Genomic DNA, 24,202 nt, shown 5'->3' with positions numbered 1-24,202 from the left:
ACTCTCCCCTCAGTGATTGACATTACGCAACACGTTGTCGACGGCCGTGCCAAGCCTGTCGACGATCAGGTCGATCTCATCTGCGGAAGCGATATAGGGCGGCGCCAGCAGCACGTGGTCGCCGCGCGCGCCGTCCACGGTGCCGCCGCCGGGATAGCAGCCGAGCCCGTTGGCGAGCGCCTCCGCCTTGATTTTCTGGTGCAGCTTGAGCGCCGGATCGAACGAGGTGCGGCTGGCGCGATCGGCGACGAGCTCGATGGCCCAGAACAGGCCGCGGCCCCTGATGTCGCCGACATGGCGGTGATTGCCGAAGCGTTCGGTCAGCCGCTGCTCGAGTTGTCGTCCGCGCTCCCTGACCCGATCGAGCAGGCCGTCCTCGCGGATCACGTTTTGCACCGCGAGCGCCGCCGCGCAGGCGAGGGGATGCGCCAGATAAGTGTGACCGTGCTGGAACGCGCCTGAGCCGGCGCGGATCGTGTCGATGATCTTGCCGCTCGCGAGCATCGCGCCGATCGGCTGGTAGCCACCGCCGAGCCCCTTGGCGATCGCCTGGATATCGGGCGCGACACCTTCCTGCTCCCAAGCGTGCGTGGTGCCGGTGCGGCCCATGCCGCACATGACCTCGTCGAGGATCAGCAGCGCGCCGTGCCGGTCGCAGATCTCGCGCATGGCCTTGAAGTAGCCGTCCGGCGCGGTCACGGCGCCGGCGGTGGCGCCGACCACGGGCTCGGCGAGAAACGCCGCGACCGTGTCGGGCCCCAGCCGCTGAAACTCGGCCTCGAGCTCGGCGGCAAGGCGCGCGACGAACTGCGCGTCCGCCTCGCCCTCGCGCTTCTCGTGATAGGCGAAGGCCGGCATGACGTGGCTGAACGCAGCCGAGAGCAGCGGCGCGTAGGGCGCGCGTCGCCAGGCATTGCCGCCGGCGGCCAGCGCGCCGAGCGTGTTGCCGTGATAACTCTGCCGCCGCGCGATGAAGTGCTGCCGCTGCGGCTCGCCGCGCTCGATGAAATATTGCCGCGCGAGCTTGATGCTGGCCTCGATCGCTTCCGATCCGCCGCTGACGAAATAAGCGTAGGCGAGACCGCCGGGCTCGTGCCCAACCAGCGCGTCGGCCAGCGCCTCGGCCGGCTCGGAGGAGAAGAACGCCGTATGAGCATAGGCAAGCGTCGCGGCCTGCTTCGCCATCGCCGCGATCACGCGCGGGTGCTGGTGCCCGAGGCAGGAGACCGCCGCGCCGCCGGAGGCATCGATGATGCGCCGGCCATCCTCGGCGAAGAGATAGACGCCTTCGCCGCCGATCGCCTTGGGCGGCGTTTCGCGCAATGAGCGATGCAACACACGGCTGGTGCGGGCGGCCATGGGTCAACCTTTCTCTGGGACGTAAGTGGAGGCCGCAGCGAGTCGCGCCTCGGTACTTTCCAGACGCTTCTTCGCGGCAACCCCGCCGAGCGAGAACGTGACCGCCGCGAGCGACTGCGCGATCGCAATCGCGCCAGTGAGGCTCGGAAAGAAGCCGGGGGAGGAGGCCGCCTCGAACAGCAGCACGTGGTCGGCGCCCTCTGCCATCGGTGCCGAGAGACTATCCGCGATGGCGACCAGTGTCGCGCCGGTACGATAGACCGCCTGTGCGACGCGGACGCTTGCATGCGTGTAGGGCAGGAAGCCGACGACGATGACCGCTTCCCCGGGCCGGAACGCGCCGAGATCGAGGTCGTCGGGCCCGGAAGCGCCGACGAGTTGGACCTGTTCGGGTCGAAACAGTCGCAGCTCGTAGTTCAGCAATTCCGCGACGCTGCGGCAGCTTCGATAGCCGGCGATCCAAATCCGCTTGGCGTCGTGCAGCGCGCGGGCAGCTTCCGCGATCGGCTGCGCCGGGATCCGTCGAAGACCCGCGGCCTCCGCCTGGAGCTTGTCGATGACGAGCGCGACATCGGCGTTCGGCCCGTGCCGACGGCCCTTTGCGCGGCCGGAGAAGGGCGCGGTCTGCGATGGCCGCCGCGCCTCGGTCAGCGCCGCGCGCAATTCCTCCCAGCCGGAATAGCCGATCGCCTTCGCAAGTCGCGTGAACGCAGCAGGATCGGCGCCGGCTTCCGCCGCGAGATCGCGCATGGAACGGGTGGTGGCGTCGTAATCGTTGGCGGCGACGAAGCGTCCGACTTCCTGCAAGCGCATCGGGAGCGATGGCAATGCAATACGCAGCTCGCTCAACGGCGAGGATTTCGCGGGCTCGACCATGAAACATTTGTTGCATGGATTGAAGTTTGGTGCAACAGTTGACGTGCGCTGCCGGAAATCGCTGCCTTTTTGAGAAGGTTTTTGTGCCGTGACATCAGACGTGCCGAGACCGCCGCCACGCCGTCGTTTCATCGGCGCCTTTGGGCGCCGCGAGCTGAAGGGCCTGTTCTGGCAGGTGCTGGTCGTCGGCATCGCGGTAGCGGTCGTCGCTTTCCTTTGGTCCAACACCGTCACGAACCTCTCGGCTCGGCGCATCACGACTGGCTTCGCCTTCCTCGGTCGCGAGGCCGGGATGCCGATCGCCGACAGTCTGCTCGCCTATAATCCGAGAGACACTTATCTCTGGGCGTTCATCGTCGGCGTCACCAACACCTTGCGCGTTGCCGTGATCGGAATCGTGCTCGCGACGATTTTGGGCACGCTGATCGGCATTTCGCGATTGTCGGCGAACTGGCTGCTGTCACGGCTCGCTGCGGTCTATGTCGAGACGCTCCGCGATATCCCGCTGCTGCTTCAGCTCCTGTTCTGGTACGTGTTGATGCAGGCGCTGCCGGCCGCACGCGCCGCGTGGCGACCAGTCGAGGGTGTGTTCCTGTCCAATCGCGGCCTGATCCTGCCGGCGATCCCGTTCGGGCCGGCGCAGCTCGCGGTCCTCGGCACCGCCGTGCTGGGTTGCGCGGTGTTCTATATCGTCCGGCGATCGCTGGTCGCGCAGCAGATGCGCGATGGCAAGCCGCGGTCGGCGTGGCCCTTTGCGGTTGCGCTGGTGATTGCGTTGCCGGCGCTGGCGTCCGTGCTGCTCGGTGCATCCTGGAGCATCGAATGGCCCGAGCTGCGCGGCTTCAACTTTGTTGGCGGGCTGACGCTGGCGCCGGAATATTTCGCGCTGTTGCTCGCACTCGTCACCTACACCTCGGCCTTCGTCGCCGAGATCGTGCGCAGCGGCATCCAGTCGGTGCCGCGGGGACAGTGGGACGCCGCCAACGCGCTTGGCCTGCGCCGCAGCTTCATGCTGCGGCAGATCATCCTGCCACAGGCATTGCGCGTGATCGTTCCGCCGATGACGAGTCAGTATCTCAATTTGACAAAGAACTCATCGCTCGCTGTCGCGATCGGCTACCAGGACGTGGTCTCGATCGCCAACACCACGCTGAACCAGACCGGGCAGGCGATCGAGGCGATCGCGCTGATCATGGCGGTGTTCTTGACCATCAGTCTCGGGATCAGCTTTTTCATGAACTGGTATAATGCGCGCATCGCGCTGGTAGAGCGCTGAGGATGACGGCGATCAGCGATATGCCGGACGTGCCGCGTGCCGCTCGCCGCCCGCAAGTTGGTAATCCGATGCTGCGCTGGCTGCGCAGCAACTTGTTCTCGTCGATTCCGAACGGCATCCTCACGATCGTGCTGCTGGCGGTGCTCGCGAAGGGCGTGATCAGCTTCGTGCAATGGGGCATCGCCAGCGCTGTCTGGCTTACGCCGGCGAATGATTCCAGCGCTTGCCGCGCGGTGCGCGGCATCGGCGCCTGCTGGGCTGTCATCCCCGAAAAGTACCGCTTCATCCTGTTCGGCACCTATCCATTCGACGAACAGTGGCGACCGGCGTTGTCGGTCGTGCTGTTCATTCCGCTGTTCTATCTCTCGACCCGCCGCGCACTGTGGCGGCGCGAACTCGTTTTCATCTGGATCGGTGCACTCGCGCTGATCAGCGTGCTGATGTGGGGCGGGGTGCTCGGGCTCTCGTTCGTCTCGCAGGACCGCTGGGGCGGATTGCCGGTCACGCTGATCCTGGCGACGTTTGGACTCGCGTTCGGCTTTCCGCTCGGCATCCTCGTCGCGCTCGGCCGTCGTTCGAAGCTTCCGGCAATCCGCTCGCTCAGCGTGCTCTATGTCGAGCTGATCCGCGGCGTGCCGCTGGTGAGCCTCTTGTTCATGGCGAGCGTGATGTTTCCGCTGTTCATGCCGAGTGGGTTCAACATCGACAAGCTGTTGCGCGCACAGATCGCGATCATACTGTTCGCGGGCGCCTACCTTGCCGAAGTCATCCGCGGTGGTCTCCAGGCCGTACCGCGCGGGCAGTATGAGGCTGCCGACGCGCTGGGACTGTCCTACTGGCGCAAGCACCGGCTGATCATCTTGCCGCAGGCGATCCGCCACGTCATCCCGCCACTGGTCAACACCTTCATCGCCTTCTTCAAGGATACCAGTCTCGTGCTGATCATCGGCATCTTCGACCTGCTGACGACGGCGAAGACCGCGATCATCGATCCCGCTTGGCAGCAGTTTTCCGTCGAGGTCTATATCTTCGTCGCCGCAATCTATTTTGTCTTTTGCTTTGCGATGTCGCGCTACAGCCGGAGTCTGGAGGCATCAGGCGCGCGGTGACGCTCGGGCCGCGGCGATGCAGCGCATCGCTGAAAGAGCGCTGCGCTGCGTCCGGGCACCAGAGCGAGATTAATTCTTCACCTTCGGATCGATCGGGGTCGTGCCGCGCAGGCCCAATATATCCTCCAGCACCTTCGCGCCTGCAATCACCTGCGCATCTGCGCGCGGTGCGCCGACCACCTGCACGCCGACAGGCAGGCCGGACGCGGTAAAGCCGCAGGGCAGCGACAGCGACGGGCAGCAGGCGAGCGTGATAGCGTAGACGATGCCGAGCCATTCGACATAGTTCTCGAACGTCTTGCCGGCGCATTCGGCGACATAGCGATGCTCGACGGGGAAGGGCGGCACGATCGTCGTCGGCACCAGCAGGAGGTCGTAGGTCTTGAAGAACTCGACGGCGCGCGCGGTCATGCCGACGCGCTGGGCCTCGGCGCGCTCAAGCTGCTCGACGGTGAGCTTGAGGCCTTCCTCGATGTTCCAGATCACCTCGGGCTTGAGCAGGTCACGCTTGGTCCGGAGAAGTTGCGCCTTGCTGATCGCGAAATCGAAAGCGCGCAGCACGTGGAAGCATTCATGCGCCTCGCGCCAGTCCGGATGCGCCTCCTCGACGATGACGCCGGCCTCGGCGAAACGTTCAGCTGCCTTGCGCGTGGTCGCCTTGACCTCGGGATCGACCGGCGTGATGCCGAGATCGGGCGAATAGGCGATGCGCTTCGGCTTCTTGCCGGACTGCGCCGCCGAGAGAAACGAAGTCAAAGGCGCCGGCAGCGACAGCGGATCGGCGGCATAGTCGCCGCTCATGGCATCCAGCAGCAGCGCGAGATCCTCGACGTTGCGCGCCATCGGACCCTGCACGCCCAGATTGCGGTCGATGCCTGCCTTCGGCGTATGCGCGACACGGCCGATGCTCGGCCGCATGCCGACGATGCCGCAGAAGCTCGCCGGGCTGCGCAGGCTGCCGCCCATGTCTGAGCCCTGCGCGAGCCAGGCCATGCCGGTGGCGAGCGCAACTGCTGCGCCGCCGGAGGACCCGGCCGCAGATTTCGAAGTATCCCAGGGATTGAGGGTCGCGCCGAATACCTCGTTGAAGGTGTTGGCGCCGGCGCCGAATTCCGGTGTGTTGGATTTGGCGTAGACGACCGCGCCGTTGGCCTCGAGGTTCTCGACCATGAGGTCGGATTTCGCCGGGATGTTGTCCTTGAAGATCGGCGAGCCCTGGGTGTTCAGCACGCCCGCAACGTCGGTCAGATCCTTGATCGGCACCGGCAGGCCCGCGAGCAGCCCGCGTGCGCCGGCCGGCTTCTGCATCAGCGCCTTGGCGTGATCCCGGGCGCGATCGAAGCACAGCGTCGGCAGCGCGTTGACCTTGCTGTCGACTTCACTGATGCGCTTCTCCAGCACATCCAGCAGCTCGAGCGGGGAGATGTCGCCGGACCGCAATTTGTCGACGACGGTGCACGCGGTTTCGCGAATCAGCTCTTGAGACAATTAGTTTACTCCTGTGCTTCTTCTAGGCTCCCTCGTTGCGAGGAGCGAAGCGACCAAGCAATCCAGACCTTTTGCGTAGAGGCATTCTGGATTGCTTCGCTGCGCTCGCAATGAGGAGGGATAGACCTACCCCCACCCGGCGCTGATGCCGCCATCGACGGTATAGATCACGCCCGACGTATAGCCCGAGCGAGCCGACGCCAGGAACGCCATGAGGTCGCCGATCTCGCGCGCATGCGCAGGGCGCCCGAGCGGCAGACTCTTCTGGAATTCGCTGTAGCGGCTCTCGTCGCCAAATTGGTGCTTTGCCCGCGTCTTGAGCAGGGTGACGTGGCGGTCGGTGCCGACAGGGCCGGGATTGATGCCAACCACACGGATGTTGTCGGCGAGACTTTTTCCACCGAGGGCACGGGTGAACGCCATCAGCGCAGCATTGCCGGCGCTGCCGCAGATGTAATTGCCATCAAACTTCTCGCCGGCCGCGCCGATGTCGTTGACGATCACGCCGCCACCCTTGGCTTTCATCTGCGCGTAGATCTGCCGGGTGAGGTTGATGTACCCGAACACCTTCAATTCCCAGGCGTGCCGCCAGGTCGCCTCGTCGATCTTGTCGATGGACCCGCCGGGGATGTCGCCGGCATTGTTGACGAGGATGTCGATGCCGGCGGCCTCCTTGGCGAGCCGCGCAATGTCCTCGGCTTTGCGCAGATCGACGACACTCGTCGCGGCGTCGATCTGGTGCGCGGAACGCAACCGCTCGGCCAGCGCCTTGAGCTGCTCGCCGCTGCGGGCGGCAAGCAGCAGATGCGCGCCTTCCTCGGCAAACGCCTCGGCGGCGGCCGCGCCGATGCCCTTGGATGCGCCCGTGATCAGGACGCGCTTACCGCGCAGATGCAGATCCATGAGGGGTACTCGCAGGATGGGAACAGGATCAGATCAGTAGGCGCTCGGTCGCGCCACGGTCAACATTGCAGTGCAGCGTTGCACTGCCGCCGCGTTTGGTCCATTGCAGTGCAATCAAAAGGCGGCTGCCGAAACCAACCAAGGACGTTCTCGATGAGCAAGAAACAATACCGGATCGCAGTCATTCCCGGCGACGGCATCGGCAAGGAAGTGATGCCTGAGGGCCTGCGCGTTCTGGAAGCGGCGGCGAAGAAGCACGGCGTGTCCCTGCAATTCGACCATTTCGACTTCTCGTCCTGGGATTATTACGAGAAGCACGGCCAGATGATGCCGGATGACTGGAAGGAGAAGATCGGTAAGCACGATGCGATCTATTTCGGCGCGGTCGGCTGGCCGGCCAAGATTCCGGACCACGTCTCGCTGTGGGGCTCGCTGATCAAATTCCGCCGCGAGTTCGACCAGTATGTGAACCTGCGTCCCGTGCGGCTGATGCCCGGCGTGCCGTCGCCGCTGGCGAATCGCAAGCCCGGCGACATCGATTTCTGGGTGGTGCGCGAGAACACGGAAGGTGAATATTCCTCCGTCGGTGGCCGCATGTTCCCGGACACCGAGCGCGAGTTCGTGACGCAGCAGACGGTGATGACTCGCACCGGCGTTGACCGCATCCTGAAGTTCGCCTTCGAGCTCGCGCAGTCGCGGCCGAAGAAGCACCTGACCTCGGCGACGAAGTCGAACGGCATCTCCATCACCATGCCCTATTGGGACGAACGCGTGGAGGCGATGGCCAAGAAGTTCCCGGGCGTGAAATGGGACAAGTACCACATCGATATTCTCACCGCGAACTTCGTGCTGCATCCGGACTGGTTCGACGTCGTGGTCGGCTCCAATCTGTTCGGTGACATCCTCTCCGATCTCGGCCCGGCCTGCACCGGCACCATCGGCATCGCGCCGTCTGGTAACATCAATCCCGAGCGCAATTTCCCATCGGTGTTCGAGCCGGTGCACGGCTCGGCTCCCGATATCGCGGGGCAGGGCATCGCCAACCCGATCGGCATGATTTGGTCGGGCGCGATGATGCTCGAGCATCTCGGCGAGAAGGAAGCCGGCAAGTCGATCGTCGACGCGATCGAGCGCACGCTCGCCGAACGCACGCTGCGGACGAAGGATCTCGGCGGCAATGCCGACACCGCCGCCTGCGGCAAGGCGGTGGCGGAGATGGTAGACTAGTTCGCTGTTTTACCCTCTCCCCTCGTGGGAGAGGGTGGCTTCGATGCGAAGCATCGAAGACGGGTGAGGAGGAGTCTATCTCCGCAGAAGCAGACCTCTCATTGTGGGTTTTTGCTCGCTGCGAGAACCCCTCATCCGGCGCTTCGCGCCACCTTCTCCCACAAGGGGAGAAGGGAAGACAAGCGTGCCTCGCTCTGCTTAGCCCGCAATCTTCTCAATCGTCGCCTGATCGAGCCCGAACCGCTTTCCGGCGTCCAGAATCTCCTGCCAGGTATTCGGATCCACAGGAATGCCCTCGGCCAGCCGCTTCTTCTTGGTCTCGCGCTCGGGCTCGCCGGCGATCTTCACCTTGTCGACACCCGGGGCGGGGGGCGAGCCGGTGTGCCAGGCGACGAAGCTCTCGACTTCGCGCGCGAGGTTCTCGCCGGTGCCGAGCTTGTTCGGATCGATGATGATCGAGAGCATGCCGTTGAGGACGCGGCGCTTGCTGTCGGCCGGGCCTTTGACGACCTGCCCGCCCGAAAGTGCGCCGCCGAGAATTTCGCACACCAACGCCAACCCAGAACCCTTATGCTCGCCGAACGGCAGGATGGCGCCGTGCGGCGCGATCACGGTGTAGCGCGGGTTCGTGGTTGGCCTGCCTTCGTTATCGATGATGGTGCCGGGATCGAGCGCGACCCCCTTGTTGTAGGCGACGCGGGTCTTGCCCTGCGCAATCTTGCTGGTGGCGAAGTCGAGCACGATCGGCTCGTGGCCTGCGCGCGGGATGCCGACGCAGAACGGATTGGTGCCGTGGCGCGCATCGCTGCCACCCCAGGGTGCCACTATCGGACGCGAGATCACGTTGACGAAGTGGATCGACACCAGCCCGTGCTCAATGCACTGCTCGGCCCAATGGCCGATGCGCCCGATATGGTGCGAGTTGGAGAGGCCGACGACGCACACGCCGTTGCGCTTGGCGCGCTCGGCGCCCAGCTCCATCGCCTCCTGGCCCATCACCTGGCCATAGCCGGTGAGGCCGTCGAGGGTGAGCAGGGGGCCAGTGTCCATCACGATCTTGACGTGCTGGTTGACCGCGAGGCCGCCCTCGGCGACCGCCTCGGCATAGCGCGGAATCATGCCGACGCCGTGCGAGTCGTGGCCTTTCAGGTTCGCCTCGACGAGGTTGGTGGAGACCAATTCGGCTTCGCGATCGGTGGATCCGCCCGCCTTGGCGATGGCATGGATGACGCTGGTGAGCTTCTCTGCCTTGATGGTGCGGTAATCGGCCATTGTTGTTGCTGTTATCCCTTCACGATCCGGCGGCAGTGCTCCCACGCCGCGCCAATCAGGTTCTCGCTCGCCTCCGGCGTGCGGAAGGCGGAATGCGCCGACAGCGTCACATTCGGCAATTTTGTCAGCGGATGGCCGCCGGGCAGCGGCTCGATGTTGAAGACGTCGAGGCCGGCATGCCGGATGTGGCCCGATTTCAGGGCATCGATCATGGCGGCTTCGTCCACGATCGCGGCGCGAGCGGTGTTGATGAGGATGACACCGCGTTTCATCGCAAAGATCTTCTCGCGCGTGATCATGCCGCGCGTCTCGTCACTGAGCAGCAGATGCAGCGACACGACGTCGCTCCTTGCCAGCACGGTATCGAGATCGGTGAATTCTACGCCAGGATGGCTCTTCGGCGAGCGGTTCCAGGCGATCACCTTCATGCCGCTGCCGGACGCAATGCGCGCCACTTCCGCGGCGATGCCGCCGAAGCCGATCAGCCCGAGCGTCTTGCCGGTGAGCTGCATACCGTCCTCGCGCAGCCAATTGCCGCCGCGCATCTCGCGATCCATCATCGCGATGACGCGGGCCGAGGCCCACATCAGCGCGATCGCGGATTCCGCCACCGCCGTGTCGCCGTAGCCCTTGATCAGATGCACGGAGATGCCGAGCTCGGCCAGTTCCTCCGGGTTCATGTAGCTGCGCGCGCCGGTGCCCAGGAACACGACGTGCTTGAGGCCGGTGCACTTCTTTGCGACGTCGGTCGGAAGCGAAGTGTGATCAATGATCGCGATTTCGGCGCCGTCGAGAATCTCCGGATATTGCTCCGGCTTGATATCAGGATTCCTGTGGATCCGCACTTTGGGATCGCCGGGCTTCTCCAGCCGCTCCATGATCACCGCCAGCGTTTCATTGGCGTCGACGAAAACTCCGCGCATGGTTCTCTCCGGTCAGGACGCGACGCCGGCGATCGCCAGCACGGTGTGCATGAGCACGTTGGTCCCCGCGGCACAGTCCGCTTGCGTGGCATCCTCCAATTCGTTGTGGCTGATGCCGTCCTTGCAGGGCACGAACACCATAGCCGCCGGCATGACGGTGTTGAGGTTGCAGGCGTCGTGGCCAGCCCCGGAGGTGATGCGGCGAGAGGAATAGCCGAGCATCTTCGCCGCGTTCTCGACCGTCGCAATCAGCTTGGGATCGAAATGCGTCGGCGGCTTGCGCCAGACCAGGTCGACCTTGACCTCGACCTTGCGGCGCGCAGCGATCTCGGCAATCGCGGCGCGCAAATCGCGATCGAGCGCGTCCATAATGGCGCCATCCGCGCTGCGGCAATCCATGGTGAAGGCGATCTCGCCGGGAATGACGTTGCGCGAGGGATTTGCGATCACGGCCTCGCCGATGGTGCCGACCGCGTTCGGACCATGTTTCTTCGCAATCGCCTCCATCGCCAGCACGATCTCCGACAGTGTCGCCAGCGCGTCGCGCCGCAGCGGCATCGGTGTCGAGCCTGCATGGCTCTCGAAGCCGGAAATCTTGCCGTCGTACCACAGCACGCCCTGGCCGGAATCGACCACGCCGATGGTCTTGCCTTCGGCCTCCAGGATCGGGCCCTGCTCGATGTGCAATTCGACGAAGCAGCGGAGCTTCTGGAAACCGACCGGCTTGTCGCCGCGATAACCGATGCCGTCGAGCGCCTGCCTGACGGTCATGCCTTCAGCGTCCTTGCGCGACAAAATGTCATCGGTGGTGAAATCGCCGACATAGGCGCCAGACGCCATCATCGCCGGTGCGAAGCGCGAGCCTTCCTCGTTGGTCCAGTTGACGATGCAGATCGGCGCTTCCGTCTCAATGCCGGCATCGTTCAGCGTGCGGATCACTTCCAGTGCGCCGAGCGTACCCAAAATGCCGTCATACTTGCCGCCGGTCGGCTGGGTGTCGAGATGCGAGCCGATGCCGACGGGCGGCTTTGTCATGTCGCGCCCCTTGCGCAGGCCGAACATCGAGCCGAGCGCATCGACATGCACCTCCAGGCCCGCGTCTTCGCAGGCCTTGCGGAACCAATCGCGGACCTGCTTGTCCTCGGAGCTGAGCGTCAGCCGCCGCACGCCACCCTTGGCCGTCGCGCCGAACTGCGCGGTCTCGTGGATGGAGCCCCAGAGGCGGACGGGATCGATCTGCAGGTTGGTGGCGGCTCGGCTCATGCGGTCAGTCTCTCAATTGTCCGGCGCCTTTTTCAATGACGCGCCAGCGCGGGCGCGTCAACCGCGAGGCTGCTCTGCGCAATCTGCCGCGCCAGCTCCGCGACGCGCTCGATAGCCACGACGTCGGGCGAGGCGAGCCAGCTCGCGGTGAAGGTCAGCGGCGCGATCGCGAGATCGGTGTCGAGCAGTTGCAGCCTCCCGTCGGCGAGTTCGTTCTCGACGATGGCGTCGGGGATCACGGCGATGCCGAGCCCTTCGACCGCCATGTGGATGACCGTGGCCAGCGAGGCGGAGGCATGCAGTCGGATTGGCGGCAGCTCGGGCCGGTCGAACACCTCGCGCACGACCTCGTAAGGCTTGGTCTTGCGCGGGAAGGTAATGATCGGAAATCGCGCGAGCTCCGCCGGCGTCACCGGCCCCTTGCCGAGGCCGAGCGAGGGGCTGGCGAGGAAACCGATCGGATAATCGGCGAGCACGCGGTTGTGCACGCCGGAAGCGGACAGCGGTCCCACGACGAACGCCAGCTCAATCTCCTGTGCGAGCAGACGCGCGGTGAGGTTCGGCGTGATGTCGACCTCGATCTCCAGCGACAGGTTCGGATAGACCTCGTTCATGCTCTTCACCAGGCGGGGCAGCCAAGTGTGCACGATGGTCTCGGCGACGCCGAGTCGCATCACGCCGCGCATCGCCGAACGGTCGCCGATCTCCGCCATCATCGCGGCGCGCAGCCCGATCAGCTTCTCCGCATAGACCATCATCTGCCGGCCGCTCGGGGTCGGCGAGGCCACGCGATGATCGCGGTTGAGGAGCTTTACGCCCATCTCGCGCTCGAGCTGGGCGATGCGCTGGGAGATCGCCGGCTGGGTCGTGTTGAGCCGTTGCGCGGCGCCCCGAAAGCTGCCGAGCTTCACAACCCAGAGAAATGTCTCGATCGATCTGAAGTCCAGCATTGGAAGGATCTTCCCATTCGGTAAAGAAAATTTATCGAGTTTGATTAGAAACGACGATTAGACTTTATAGCATGCTTGGTGTTGGCTTGTCTTTGTCGAGTTTATAGGCAGGTCGATCCCATGACTGTTTTGGTGGCAGCGCAGCAAACTGAAACGCCCGACACGCTCCCGAGCCGCAAGGCGCGGCTTGCCTATCGCGAAGGGCAGGTCGCCTCCACCGCCGGCGTTGCGCCCGGCTTCGTCCAGGGCAATCTGGCAATCCTCCCGGCGGAATGTGCCAGCGCCTTTCACCGCTTCTGCCAGCTCAATCCGAAGCCGTGCCCGATCATCGGCATGTCCGACGTCGGCAGCCCGCACATCCCCTCGCTCGGCGTCGATCTCGACATCCGCACCGACGTGCCGCGCTACCGCGTCTGGCGTGACGGCGAGATCGTCGACGAGCCGACCGACGTGAAGAGCTACTGGCGCGACGATCTCGTGACCTTCGTGCTTGGCTGCTCCTTCTCGTTCGAAGAGGCGCTGCTCGAGGAGGGAATGCCGATCCGTCACATCGAACAGAACGTGCGCGTGCCGATGTACCGCACCAACATCGCTTGCGGCGAGGCTGGCCCCTTTGCCGGCCCGATGGTGGTGTCGATGCGTCCGTTCAAGCCGGCGGACGTGATCCGCGCGGTGCAGATCACCTCGCGATATCCCGCCGTGCACGGTGCGCCGGTGCATCTCGGCCATCCGCATCTGATCGGCATCAAGGACATTGCCAAGCCTGACTACGGTGATCCCGTTCCGGTCGCCGATGACGAGATCCCGGTGTTCTGGGCTTGCGGCGTGACGCCGCAATCGGTGATCAATGCCGCCAAACTGCCGTTCGCGATCACGCATTCGCCCGGCCTGATGCTGGTGACGGATCTCAAGAACAGGACCATGGCCGTGATTTAATGGGCAGCGTATGCTGCTTGTTCAGGCTTTACCGCATCCATCAATCACTTCATTCGATCAGTCGAAATTCAGTACAGGGAACTTTGCCATGACGATCTCTCGCCGCGACGTGTTGTTAGGAGCTACCGCTACGGCCGCGCTGGTGCCGCTGGCAGCGCGCGCACAGACCTCGGAAGTCGTGATCGGCGTGATCTATCCGTTCTCCGGCGGCAGCGCGCAGCAGGGCGTCGATGCGCAGAAGGCCTATGAAACCGCGCTCGAAGTCATCAACAAGGACACCGATTTCGACCTGCCGCTGGCGAAAGGTGAAGGCCTGCCGGGCCTCGGCGGCGCCAAGGTCCGCCTCGTGTTCGCCGACCACCAGGCCGATCCGCAGAAGGGGCGTGCCGAGGCCGAGCGCCTGATCACGCAGGAAAAGGTCGCCGCCATCATCGGCACCTATCAGAGCGCGGTCGCCGTCACTGTCAGCCAGATCTGCGAGCGCTACCAGATCCCGTTCGTCTCCGCCGACAATTCCTCGCCGAGCCTGCATCGCCGCGGCTTGAAATATTACTTCCGTGCCGCGCCGCATGACGAGATGTACTCGGCCGCGATGTTCGACTTCTTCGATGCCATGAAGAAGAAGGGCACCAAGATCGAGACGCTTTCGCTGTTCCACGAGGACACCATCTTCGGCACCGACTCCGGCAACGCCCAGGCCAAGATCGCCGGCGAGCGCGGCTACAAAATCGTCACCGACATCAAGTACCGTGCCAACTCGCCCTCGCTCTCGGCCGAGGTGCAGCAGCTCAAGACCGCCAATGCCGACGTGCTGATGCCGTCGAGCTACACCACCGACGGCATCCTCTTGGTCAAGACCATGGCCGAGCTCGGTTACAAGCCGAACGCGATCGTGGCGCAGGATGCCGGCTTCTCCGAGAAGGCGCTTTATGATGCCGTCGGCGACAAAGTCGAAGGCGTGATCTCGCGCGGCACCTTCTCGCTCGACCTCGCGCAGAAGCGCCCGATGGTCGGCAAGATCAACGAGATGTTCAAGGCGAAGTCGGGCAAGGACTTCAACGACCTCACCTCGCGCCAGTTCATGGGCCTGATCATCCTCGCCGATGCCATCAGCCGCGCCAAGTCGACCGACGGCGAGAAGATTCGCGATGCGCTGGCGGCGACCGACATCCCGGGCGAGCAGACCATCATGCCCTGGAAGCGGGTCAAGTTCGACGAGATGGGCCAGAACAACGACGCCGACCCGGTGCTGCTGCAATATGTTGGCGGCAAGTTCGTCACCATCTTCCCGCCGCAGGCCGCGATCGCCGAGGCGATCTGGCCGATGAAGTAAGACGCTGCTGAAGCAGGACAGAAGATCGAGGTCGTCGTGAATGCCTCGTCATTGCGAGGAGCGTAGCGACGAAGCAATCCAGACTGCCTCGGCGGTGAGATTCTGGATTGCTTCGCTTCGCTCGCAATGACGGAGCAAACGATGACGTTTCGAACGGGGGATCAGAGGTGACAGCCCAAGCCATTATCCAAAGTCTCGCGAGCGGCCTGCTCATGGGCCTGCTCTATGGACTGATCGCGGTCGGCCTCGCGCTGATCTTCGGCCTGATGGACGTCGTGAACTTCGCTCATGGCGAGTTCCTGATGATCGCGATGTATGTGAGCTTCTTCCTGTTCGCGTTCTTCGCCATCGATCCCCTTTTGTCGGCGCCGCTGGTCGCCGCGGCGCTGTTCGTGTTCGGAGCGGTGGTCTATCTATTGATTGTCCGCTTCGCCATGCGGGCCAAAGCCAATGCCGGCATGGTGCAGATCTTCTCCACCTTCGGCCTTGCCATCGTGATGCGCGGCCTGGCGCAGTTCTTCTTCACGCCGGATTATCGCAGCATTCCGCAGTCTTGGCTCGGCGGCAAGACCATCTCGGTCGCCGGCATCTTCCTGCCGGAGCCGCAGCTGATCGGCGCGCTGGTCTCGATTCTCGCTTTCGCCGGACTCTATTTCTTCATCAATCGGACCGATTTCGGCCGCGCGCTGGAAGCGACGCGTGAGGATCCCGGCGCGGTGGCTCTCGTCGGCATCGACAAGAACCGCGTGTTTGCGCTGGGCTGGGGCCTTGGCGCCGCGCTGGTCGGTCTTGCCGGCGCCATCGTGGCGGTGTTCTTCTACATCTACCCCGATGTCGGCGCGTCCTTCGCGCTGATCGCCTATGTTACGGTGGCGCTGGGCGGCTTCGGCAGCGTGTTTGGGGCCTTTGCCGGCGGGATCATTGTCGGCCTCGTGGAGGCCGTCACCGCCTTGGTGCTGCCGCCCTCGCTGAAGTCGGTCGGCATCTACGCCGTCTACCTGCTCGTCGTCTTCATCCGGCCGCGTGGCCTGTTCGGGTCGATGTGATGGACAATAAATTTGCCGCGCGGCGCCGCCGCGACCTCATCATTGCCGCAGTATTGGCCGGGCTCGCAGCGCTGGCGCCGTTGCTCGTCAAGGACGTCTACGTTCAGAACATCCTCATCCTGACCTTGATGTATGCGGCGCTGTCGCAGAGTTGGAACATCCTCTCCGGCTATTGCGGACAGATCTCGCTGGGACACGCGCTCTATTTCGGCATCGGCGCCTACACCACCGAACTCTTGTTCACCAAGTTCGGCGTGCTGCCCTGGTTCGGCATGCTCGGCGGCGGCGTGATTGCCGCCCTGATCGCGATGGGGCTCGGCTATCCCTTCTTTCGCCTGCGCGGCCATTACTTCGTGATCGCGACCATCGTCATTGCCGAGATCGGCCTGTTGCTGTTCCAGAACTGGGAGTGGGCGGGAGCGGCGATGGGGATCACCATTCCGATCCGCGGCGACAGCTGGCTGAAATTCCAGTTTCTGCGCACCAAACTGCCATACTTTTATTTCGCGCTGGCATTGTGCTGCCTCGCCTGGTTCGTCACCTGGTGGCTGGAGGACTCCAAATGGGGCTTTTGGTGGCGCGCGGTGAAGGACAACCCGGAGGCGGCCGAAAGCCTCGGCGTCGTCGTGTTCAACTCCAAGATGGGCGCGGCAGCCGTCTCCGCCTTCCTCGTCGCCATCGGCGGCGCATTCTATGCGCAGTTCCTTGCCTATATCGATCCTGAGAGCGTGATGGGCTTCCAGTTCTCGCTGCTGATGGCACTGCCGGCCGTGCTCGGTGGCATCGGTACCCTCTGGGGGCCGGTGTTGGGGGCCGCCATCCTGATCCCGATGACGGAGCTGACGCGCTCCTATATCGGCGGTTCCGGGCGCGGCGTCGACCTCATCGTCTACGGCACCCTGATCGTGCTGATCTCGCTGGCGTTGCCGCAGGGTCTGGTGAGCCTGCTCTCACGTACCAAGGCGAAGGGGGCCACACGATGACCGCGCTCCTCGAAACCCGTGGCGTCTGGCAGCGTTTTGGCGGGCTCGTCGCCAACAGCGATGTCTCGATCTCGGTCGGCCGCGGCGAGATCGTCGGCCTGATCGGCCCGAACGGCGCCGGCAAGTCGACGCTGTTCAATCTCATCGCGGGGGTGCTGCCGCCGACGCAAGGCTCGATCTGGTTCGACGGCGAGGATGTTACCCGCATGCCGGCGGCCGAGCGCTGCCAGCGCGGCATCGGGCGCACCTTCCAGGTGGTCAAGAGCTTTGAGACCATGACGGTCATCGACAACGTCATCGTCGGCGCCTTGGTTCGCAACACCGTGATGCGTGAGGCGCGCCGCAAGGCGCATGAGGTGCTCGAATTCACCGGCCTTGCCGCGCGCGCCGATGTGCTCGCAAGCGACCTCGTGCCGGCCGAGAAGCGCCGCCTCGAAGTCGCGCGTGCGCTGGCAACCGAGCCAAAGCTGCTGCTGCTCGACGAAGTCCTCACCGGCCTCACGCCGACCGAGGCGCAGACTGGCGTCGCCTTGGTGCGCAAGGTGCGCGATGCCGGCATCACCGTGCTGATGGTCGAGCACGTCATGGAGATCGTGATGCCTTTGGTCGATCGCGCCATCGTGCTCGACCTCGGCAAGGTGCTGGTCGAAGGCAAGCCTGCTGAGGTCGTCCGCGATCCCAAGGTGATCAGCGCATATCTGGGAGATCGTCATGCTGTCGGTGCGTGAAGTCACGACCGCCTACCAGGGCCTGGTCGCGATCTCCTCGGTCTCGATCGAGGTTCAGAAGGGCGAGATCGTCTGCGTTGCCGGTGCCAATGGCGCGGGCAAGTCGACGCTGCTCAAGTCCATTGCCGGCGCCGAGCGGCCGCGTTCGGGCACGGTGACATTCGACGGCAAGCGTCTCGATGGCATGGCGCAGCATCACATCACGGCCACCGGCATTGCCTATGTGCCCGAGAACCGCCGCTTGTTCCCCCGTCTGTCGGTGCGCGACAATCTGCGCCTCGGCAGCTATCTCTATCGCGGCGAGGCGAACCGTGAGGAGCCGCTCGATCTCGTCTTCCAGCTTTTCCCGCGTCTGGCCGAACGCCTGGAGCAGCGCGCCGAGACGCTCTCCGGTGGCGAACAGCAGATGCTCGCGATCGGCCGCGCTCTGATGACGCGTCCGCGGCTGTTGATGCTGGACGAGCCTTCGCAGGGTATCATGCCGAAGCTGGTCGACGAGATCTTTCAGGCCGTGAAGCGCATCCGCGATGCCGGCATGACCGTGCTGATCGTCGAGCAGCGCATGGCCGAGTGCCTCGAGATCGCCGATCGCGCCTACATCCTGCAAACCGGCCGCGTGCTGATGCAGGGTGCGGCCGCGGAGATCAAAGGCAATCCGGCCGTCCGCAAGGCGTATCTGGGGCTGTAACTGTGGCGTGTGCGGCATTCACGCTCCGCACACTCGGTGTCATCGCCCGCGAAGGCGGGCGATCCAGTATTCCAGAGGCGTCAGTGAAATACGGACAAGCCGCGGCGTACTGGATTCCCCGCCTTCGCGGGGAATGACAGCGCTGGGTGAGGCGGCGTTAGGGCGCCGATGACCGCACGACACTAATGCCCATCCCTATGCTCCGGCAGCGTCACTCCAAACACCTTCACCAGATCCGTCACCTGATCCGGCGAGAGGTATCGTGGGTTCATCCCGCGCAGCAACAGATACAGCTTCGCCGTCTCCTCCAGCTCCTCGGTCGCAAACACGGCCGCTTCCAGCGTGTCGCCGGCGACGACCGGGCCGTGATTGGCGAGCAGCACCGATGAATATTTCCCCGCCAGCCCTTTGATCGCATCCGCGACCGCACGATCGCCAGGGCGATAATACGGCACGAGCGCGGTGGCGCCGCATTTCATTAGATAATAGGCCGTCATCGGCGGCAGCGCGGCGCGCGGGTCGATGTCGGGCAGCATCGAGAGCGCAACCGAATGGGTCGAGTGCAGGTGCACGATCGCGCGCGCGCTCCCGCGCGTGTCGTAGAGCGCAGTGTGCAGCGGAACTTCCTTGGTCGGCGCATCGCCCGAAACCAGCCGGCCCTGATCGTCGAGCCGCGACAGCCGCGCCGGATCGAGGAAGCCAAGCGAGGCGTTGGTCGGCGTCACCAGCCAACCGCCGCCGTCCAGCCTGACGCTGATATTGCCGGAGGAGCCCGGCGTCAGCCCGCGCTCGAACAGCGACCGCCCGAAGCGGCAGATATCCTCGCGCAGCCGTGTCTCGTTGCTCATGGCCGTCATGCCTGCTTGTCTCACGCTTTGGCAGCGCGGCCAAGCCGTGTTATCGGTTCGCCGAGCCGCCGCAAAGGGCGGCGGTCCGGGAAACGTTCGCAAGGGTCAGTTGCATGTCCGCCTCCACGTCACAAAATCAGCGCATCGTCGTGATCGGGCTCGGCTCGATGGGCTTTGGCATGGCGACCTCGCTGAAACGCGCCGGCCATGCCGTCACCGGGTGCGACGTCTCCGACGATGCCGTCGCGCGTTTCGTGGAGGACGGCGGCGCGGGCGCCAAGACGCCGGCTGACGCTGCCAAGGACGCCGACATCGTCGTCAGCGTCGTGGTCAACGCTGCCCAGACCGAAGCCATCCTGTTCGGCAAGGATGGCGCCGCCGAGACCATGCCGAAGGGCAGCGTCTTCATATCCTCGGCCACCATGGACCCGGATGTCGCGCGGCGTCTTGCCAAGCAGTTTGAGGCGACCGGCCGGCATTATCTGGATGCGCCGATCTCCGGTGGGGCGCAGCGCGCCGCGCAAGGCGAGCTGACCATCCTCGCGTCCGGTAGCTCCACCGCTTTTGCCAAGGCGCGTCCAGCTCTCGATGCCATGGCCGCAAAGGTCTATGAGCTCGGTGACGCCGCAGGGCAGGGCGCCGCGTTCAAGATGATCAACCAGCTCCTCGCTGGCGTGCACATTGCCGCCGCCAGCGAAGCGATGGCGTTCGCGGCCAAGCAGGGCCTCGACATTCGCAAAGTCTATGAGGTGATCACAGCCTCCGCCGGCAATTCCTGGATGTTCGAGAACCGGATGCCGCACGTGCTCGATGGCGACTACACGCCGCGCAGCGCGGTCGAGATCTTCGTCAAAGACCTCGGCATCATCCAGGACATGGCGCGCAGCGCCAGATTCCCGGTGCCGGTCTCCGCCGCCGCGCTCCAGATGTTTCTGATGACGTCAGCCGCGGGCATGGGCCGTGACGACGACGCTTCGGTGGCGCGGATGTATGCGCAGGTCACCGGCGTCAAGCTGCCCGGCGACAAGTAGAGCTGAGAGGATTCCGATGCCCCGTTTTGCCGCCAATCTCTCGATGATGTTCACCGAGGTGCCGTTCCTCGACCGCTTCGATGCCGCCGCGCAAGCGGGCTTCACCGCAGTCGAGTTTCTCTTTCCCTATGAGCATCCGGCCGAGGCGGTCGGCGAGCGGCTCAAGCGCAACGGTCTGACCCAGGCGCTGTTCAACCTGCCGCCGGGCGACTGGAATGCCGGCGACAAGGGTTTTGCCGCGTTACCGGCGCGGTTCTCCGATCTGAAGGCGAGCCTGGGGAGGGCATTGCCGTACGCCCAGGCGACTGGCGTCAAGCGCCTGCACCTGATGGCCGGCATCGCCAATCGGGGCGAGCGCGTCGCGATCGAGGCCTTCTACAAATCGGTGACGTGGGCCGCGGAGTTCTTCGCGCCGCACGGCATCGATATCGTGATCGAACCGATCAATGCACGCAACGTGCCCGGCTACTTCCTCAACGATTTCGGCTTCGCCCGCGACCTGATCCAGGAGTTGAGGCTGCCGAACCTAAAACTCCAGTTCGACATCTATCACTGCCAGATCATCCACGGCGACGTCACCATGCGGCTGCGCGAGATGATGCCGATCATCGGCCACATCCAGATCGCCAGCATCCCCTCGCGCAACGAGCCTGACGGCGAGGAGCTGAACTATCCGTTCCTGTTCACTGAGCTCGACCGGCTCGGCTATGCCGGCTTCGTCGGCTGCGAATACAATCCGCGCGGCAAGACAACGGATGGGCTCGCCTGGTTCGAGCCTTACGCGGGAGTGAAGCCGTGATACTTGCGTTGGGCTGCATCGCCGACGACTACACCGGCGCCTCCGACCTCGCCAATACGCTGACGCGAGCGGGCCTGCGTACCGTGCAGACGATCGGTGTGCCCGCGAACGATCTCGCGCTGCCCGAGGTCGACGCCGTCGTGGTGTCACTGAAGAGCCGTTCGATCGACGCCAGCGTTGCCGTGTCGCGCTCACGCGCGGCGGAGACATGGTTGCGCGGCCGCGGCGCGGGCCACGTGCTGTTCAAGATCTGTTCGACCTTCGATTCCACCGATGCCGGCAATATCGGGCCGGTGATGGACGCCTTGCGCGCCGAATGCGGCGAAAGCGCCGTGCTGGTGACGCCGGCCTTTCCGGAAACAGGACGCACCGTCTACCAGGGCAACCTCTTCGTCGGCGCCGTGCCGCTGAACGAGAGCCCGCTGAAGGACCATCCGCTCAACCCGATGCACGATTCCAACCTGGTGCGCGTCTTGGCGCGCCAGAGCAAGACGCAAATCGGCCTCGTCGATCTCGCCACAGTCTCGCGCGGTGCAGACGCCGTGCGGGCGCGCCTGGCCGAACTCGCGGACAAGGGCATCGGTGCCGCGATCATCGACGCCGTGTTCGACCGCGACCTCGAGACGATCGGCCTCGTCGCCGCCGAACATCGGCTCTCGGTCGGCGCCTCCGGCATCGGCCTTGGCCTCGCTCGTGCGCTGGTGTCGACAGGCAAGGTCAAGTCGACGGCGGCAGGCGGGACGGGCGCCGCGGTTGGCGGGCCGGCGGCCTGCCTTGCCGGAAGCTGCTCCCAGGCAACGCTTCAGCAGATCGCCAATGCCGAGCGTGTCATGCCGGTGTTACATCTTGATCCCGAGCAGATCGTCGCGGGGGGCGGCGAAGCGCAGCGGGCGCTGGCCTGGGCGAGACCGCGGCTGGCGGATGGCCCTGTCCTGATCGCCTCGAGCGCGACACCGGAAGCCGTTGCCGCCGTTCAGGCGCGTCACGGCCGCGATGCGGCCGGGCATGCCATCGAGCAGGCCATGGCCGACATTGCCGAAGGCCTGGTGCAGGCGGGCGTTCGGCGCTTGATCGTCGCGGGTGGCGAGACGTCAGGCTCCGTGGTCGACCGGTTGAGGATTCCCGGATTTCTCGTAGGAGTGGAAATCGCGGCGGGTGTCCCGGTGTTGCGCGCGGTCGGTGCAGAGACAGGCGAGATGCTGCTTGCGCTAAAGTCCGGAAATTTCGGTGGCCCGGAGTTTTTCACGGACGCGCTTAAGCTCATGCGCTGAGCGCAGAGCATTGTTAGCTGCCTGTTCATTTCTTTCGGCTTTCCGTACTCGTACGGAGTCGTAGTTAACATCTGCGCAGGTGCTCTGGTGTCGGATGTCGGTGCTGCTCCTTTTGTTTGATTCGTAGTTCCCGGACGCGCACCGGCCAGCACAAAGAGACCCAGTTCATGTTCGCCACTATTTCCATCCGCGCCAAGATCATCAGTGTCGTGGCATTCCTGCTGGTCGCAATGACCGGCATGGGTCTGCTCGCCGTCATGAAGATGCGGTCGATGAATGCCAACACCGTCGACATCACCACGAACTGGATGCCCAGCGTGCGCGTGCTGGGCGAACTGCGCGCCGGCGTGATCACCTATCGCAACGTGATCCGCGAGCACATGCTGTCCGAAACGTTGGAAGAGAAGCTGGCGGCGGAAAAAACGCTTGGGACCGTGATCGAGGCGAATACCAAGCTTCGGCAGTCGTATGAAGCCATGATCACGTCGCTTGAGGAACGGGCGCTCTACAGCGAGTGGTCCAAGCTGTGGGAAGACTACAAGAAGGGCACACAGGAGGTGATGGCCCTGTCGCGCAAGGAGGCCGGCAAGATTCCGCACGAAGCGCACGAGTTGAACAGCAAGACGGTCAACAAGATCGGGCTGCAGGCGGACGAGATTTTGAGGCGGGACATCGAGCTCAACACCAAGGGCGCGGATCAGGCCGCGCGAGACGCTGACGACAGCTATGATCATGCCTTCATGCTGGTCTCACTCATTCTCGGTGCGGCGGTCGTCATTGGTATCGGCGTCAGTTTTTATCTTGTTCGTGACGTCTCCCGGGGCATCAGCTCCATCACCGATCCCATGCAGGCGCTGGGCAAGGGTGACCTCAGTGCCGAAGTCCCGCATCGCGGCGAGAAGACCGAGATCGGCGCCATGGCCGATGTGCTCCAGGTCTTCAAGGAGGCGCTGATCGCCAAGAGGGCGGCGGACGAAGCTGCCGCGGCCGACGCCGAAGCCAAGATCGAGCGCGGCCGCCGCGTCGACAGCATCACCCGCGAATTCGAAACGATGATCGGCGAGATCGTCCAGACCGTCTCGTCGGCCTCGACCCAGCTCGAAGCCTCCGCCTCGACGCTGACCTCGACGGCCGACCGCTCGCAGCGGCTGGCGACCACAGTTGCCGGAGCTTCGGAGGAAGCCTCGACCAACGTGCAGTCGGTGGCCTCGGCGACCGAGGAGATGGCCTCGTCAGTCGGTGAGATCAGCCGTCAGGTGCAGGAATCGGCGCGGATGGCGGGCGACGCCGTCGGCCAGGCGCGCGCGACCACCGAGCGCGTCAGCGAACTGTCCAAAGCGGCGTCCCGCATCGGCGACGTCGTCGAGCTCATCAACACCATCGCCGGCCAGACCAATCTCTTGGCGCTGAACGCCACTATCGAGGCCGCGCGCGCCGGTGAAGCCGGCCGCGGCTTTGCGGTGGTCGCCTCCGAGGTGAAGGCGCTGGCCGAGCAGACAGCGAAGGCGACCGGCGAGATCGGCCAGCAGATATCCGGCATCCAGGCGGCGACGAACGATTCAGTCGGCGCCATCAAGGAGATCTCCTCGACCATCGAGCGCCTGTCGGAGATCTCGTCGGCGATCGCGGCGGCCGTGGAAGAGCAGGGCGCGGCAACCCAGGAGATCGCGCGCAACGTGCAGCAGGCGGCGCAGGGCACCCAGCAGGTCTCCGCCAACATCACCGACGTGCAGCGCGGCGCGACCGAGACCGGCACGGCCTCCTCGCAGGTGCTCTCGGCGGCGCAGATGCTGTCGAACGATTCGAACCGGCTGAAGAATGAAGTCGGCAAGTTCCTGTCCGACGTGCGCGCCGCCTGAGGCACGCGGCCGCATGGCTGCGATGTAGATTTCG

22 protein-coding genes are annotated in these 24,202 nt (G+C 64.6%); 13 read left to right on the top strand and 9 right to left on the bottom strand.

Annotation, left to right across the window (positions count from 1 at the left end; all coding sequences use genetic code 11):
• Positions 1–9: 9 nt before the first annotated feature.
• The gene (locus IVA92_RS08850) at positions 10–1,359 is read right to left on the bottom strand and encodes an aspartate aminotransferase family protein (RefSeq protein WP_247279807.1); all 1,350 of its coding nucleotides are present in this window, start codon (positions 1,357–1,359) and stop codon (positions 10–12) included.
• A gap of 3 nt (positions 1,360–1,362) precedes the next feature.
• A complete protein-coding gene (locus IVA92_RS08845) occupies positions 1,363–2,235 on the bottom strand; it encodes a MurR/RpiR family transcriptional regulator (RefSeq protein WP_247279806.1) in 873 nt (290 codons plus the stop codon).
• Positions 2,236–2,323: 88 nt separating this feature from the next.
• On the opposite strand from IVA92_RS08845, the gene IVA92_RS08840 reads away from it, so the two are divergent.
• Together IVA92_RS08840 and IVA92_RS08835 are read left to right on the top strand one after the other, a co-directional pair.
• Positions 2,324–3,511, top strand: coding sequence for an ABC transporter permease subunit (locus IVA92_RS08840; protein ID WP_346015459.1), 1,188 nt, complete (start codon positions 2,324–2,326; stop codon positions 3,509–3,511).
• A gap of 2 nt (positions 3,512–3,513) precedes the next feature.
• The gene (locus IVA92_RS08835; protein ID WP_247279804.1) at positions 3,514–4,620 is read left to right on the top strand and encodes an amino acid ABC transporter permease; all 1,107 of its coding nucleotides are present in this window, start codon (positions 3,514–3,516) and stop codon (positions 4,618–4,620) included.
• A gap of 69 nt (positions 4,621–4,689) precedes the next feature.
• Here IVA92_RS08835 and IVA92_RS08830 read toward each other — a convergent pair whose 3' ends face one another.
• Both IVA92_RS08830 and IVA92_RS08825 read right to left on the bottom strand, forming a co-directional pair.
• Positions 4,690–6,108, bottom strand: coding sequence for an amidase family protein (locus IVA92_RS08830; protein ID WP_247279803.1), 1,419 nt, complete (start codon positions 6,106–6,108; stop codon positions 4,690–4,692).
• A gap of 126 nt (positions 6,109–6,234) precedes the next feature.
• Positions 6,235–7,011 (bottom strand): SDR family oxidoreductase, encoded by a 777-nt coding sequence (locus tag IVA92_RS08825; RefSeq protein ID WP_247279802.1) that lies wholly within the window; start codon positions 7,009–7,011, stop codon positions 6,235–6,237.
• 153 nt (positions 7,012–7,164) lie between these two features.
• On the opposite strand from IVA92_RS08825, the gene IVA92_RS08820 reads away from it, so the two are divergent.
• Entirely contained in the window at positions 7,165–8,238 is a 1,074-nt protein-coding gene (locus tag IVA92_RS08820) for a tartrate dehydrogenase (protein ID WP_247279801.1), read from the top strand.
• A gap of 198 nt (positions 8,239–8,436) precedes the next feature.
• Here the strand turns inward: IVA92_RS08820 and IVA92_RS08815 are convergent, their stop codons facing one another.
• From IVA92_RS08815 to IVA92_RS08800, 4 genes are read right to left on the bottom strand one after another with little or no spacing between them, the layout of a single operon-like run.
• Complete coding sequence (locus IVA92_RS08815) at positions 8,437–9,510, bottom strand: malate/lactate/ureidoglycolate dehydrogenase (protein WP_247279800.1); 1,074 nt, start codon at positions 9,508–9,510, stop codon at positions 8,437–8,439.
• A gap of 11 nt (positions 9,511–9,521) precedes the next feature.
• Complete coding sequence (locus IVA92_RS08810; RefSeq protein ID WP_247279799.1) at positions 9,522–10,433, bottom strand: NAD(P)-dependent oxidoreductase; 912 nt, start codon at positions 10,431–10,433, stop codon at positions 9,522–9,524.
• Positions 10,434–10,445: 12 nt separating this feature from the next.
• The gene (locus IVA92_RS08805) at positions 10,446–11,696 is read right to left on the bottom strand and encodes a Zn-dependent hydrolase (RefSeq protein WP_247279798.1); all 1,251 of its coding nucleotides are present in this window, start codon (positions 11,694–11,696) and stop codon (positions 10,446–10,448) included.
• 32 nt (positions 11,697–11,728) lie between these two features.
• Positions 11,729–12,646 carry a LysR family transcriptional regulator gene (locus tag IVA92_RS08800; RefSeq protein ID WP_247279797.1) on the bottom strand — a complete coding sequence of 306 codons (918 nt, stop codon included), beginning with the start codon at positions 12,644–12,646 and terminating at the stop codon, positions 11,729–11,731.
• A 120-nt stretch (positions 12,647–12,766) separates the two neighbouring features.
• Between IVA92_RS08800 and IVA92_RS08795 the strand changes: the two genes are divergently transcribed.
• From IVA92_RS08795 to IVA92_RS08770, 6 genes are all read left to right on the top strand, one after another.
• Entirely contained in the window at positions 12,767–13,582 is an 816-nt protein-coding gene (locus IVA92_RS08795) for a putative hydro-lyase (protein ID WP_247279796.1), read from the top strand.
• Between the two features lie 88 nt (positions 13,583–13,670).
• Positions 13,671–14,915 (top strand): ABC transporter substrate-binding protein, encoded by a 1,245-nt coding sequence (locus tag IVA92_RS08790; protein WP_247279795.1) that lies wholly within the window; start codon positions 13,671–13,673, stop codon positions 14,913–14,915.
• A gap of 167 nt (positions 14,916–15,082) precedes the next feature.
• The gene (locus tag IVA92_RS08785; RefSeq protein ID WP_346658121.1) at positions 15,083–15,961 is read left to right on the top strand and encodes a branched-chain amino acid ABC transporter permease; all 879 of its coding nucleotides are present in this window, start codon (positions 15,083–15,085) and stop codon (positions 15,959–15,961) included.
• On the top strand, positions 15,961–16,944 hold the full coding sequence (locus IVA92_RS08780; protein WP_247279794.1) for a branched-chain amino acid ABC transporter permease: 984 nt from the start codon (positions 15,961–15,963) through the stop codon (positions 16,942–16,944). The genes IVA92_RS08785 and IVA92_RS08780 overlap by 1 nt, the downstream gene beginning before the upstream one ends.
• A complete protein-coding gene (locus tag IVA92_RS08775; protein ID WP_247279793.1) occupies positions 16,941–17,672 on the top strand; it encodes an ABC transporter ATP-binding protein in 732 nt (243 codons plus the stop codon). Before IVA92_RS08780 ends, IVA92_RS08775 begins: the two co-directional genes overlap by 4 nt.
• Positions 17,656–18,360 carry an ABC transporter ATP-binding protein gene (locus tag IVA92_RS08770; RefSeq protein ID WP_247279792.1) on the top strand — a complete coding sequence of 235 codons (705 nt, stop codon included), beginning with the start codon at positions 17,656–17,658 and terminating at the stop codon, positions 18,358–18,360. Before IVA92_RS08775 ends, IVA92_RS08770 begins: the two co-directional genes overlap by 17 nt.
• 182 nt (positions 18,361–18,542) lie before the next feature.
• Here the strand turns inward: IVA92_RS08770 and IVA92_RS08765 are convergent, their stop codons facing one another.
• Positions 18,543–19,217: an aldolase gene (locus IVA92_RS08765; RefSeq protein WP_247279791.1), complete on the bottom strand. Its 675-nt coding sequence runs from the start codon at positions 19,215–19,217 to the stop codon at positions 18,543–18,545.
• A gap of 104 nt (positions 19,218–19,321) precedes the next feature.
• Between IVA92_RS08765 and ltnD the strand changes: the two genes are divergently transcribed.
• The 4 genes from ltnD (at position 19,322) to IVA92_RS08745 (ending at position 24,168) form a co-directional block, all read left to right on the top strand.
• On the top strand, positions 19,322–20,239 hold the full coding sequence (ltnD, locus tag IVA92_RS08760) for an L-threonate dehydrogenase (RefSeq protein ID WP_247279790.1): 918 nt from the start codon (positions 19,322–19,324) through the stop codon (positions 20,237–20,239).
• 16 nt (positions 20,240–20,255) lie between these two features.
• Positions 20,256–21,038 (top strand): 2-oxo-tetronate isomerase, encoded by a 783-nt coding sequence (gene otnI, locus IVA92_RS08755; protein WP_247279789.1) that lies wholly within the window; start codon positions 20,256–20,258, stop codon positions 21,036–21,038.
• Positions 21,035–22,309, top strand: a complete 1,275-nt coding sequence (otnK, locus tag IVA92_RS08750) for a 3-oxo-tetronate kinase (RefSeq protein WP_247279788.1) — start codon at positions 21,035–21,037, stop codon at positions 22,307–22,309. Before otnI ends, otnK begins: the two co-directional genes overlap by 4 nt.
• Positions 22,310–22,476: 167 nt before the next feature.
• Positions 22,477–24,168 carry a methyl-accepting chemotaxis protein gene (locus IVA92_RS08745; RefSeq protein ID WP_247279787.1) on the top strand — a complete coding sequence of 564 codons (1,692 nt, stop codon included), beginning with the start codon at positions 22,477–22,479 and terminating at the stop codon, positions 24,166–24,168.
• Positions 24,169–24,202: the final 34 nt, after the last annotated feature.

The sequence above is a fragment of the Bradyrhizobium sp. 154 genome (assembly GCF_023073875.1).
Classification (GTDB): Bacteria; Pseudomonadota; Alphaproteobacteria; order Rhizobiales; family Xanthobacteraceae; genus Bradyrhizobium.
Note: the sequence above shows the minus strand (reverse complement) of the source record. Positions and strands in the feature narration are given on the sequence as shown.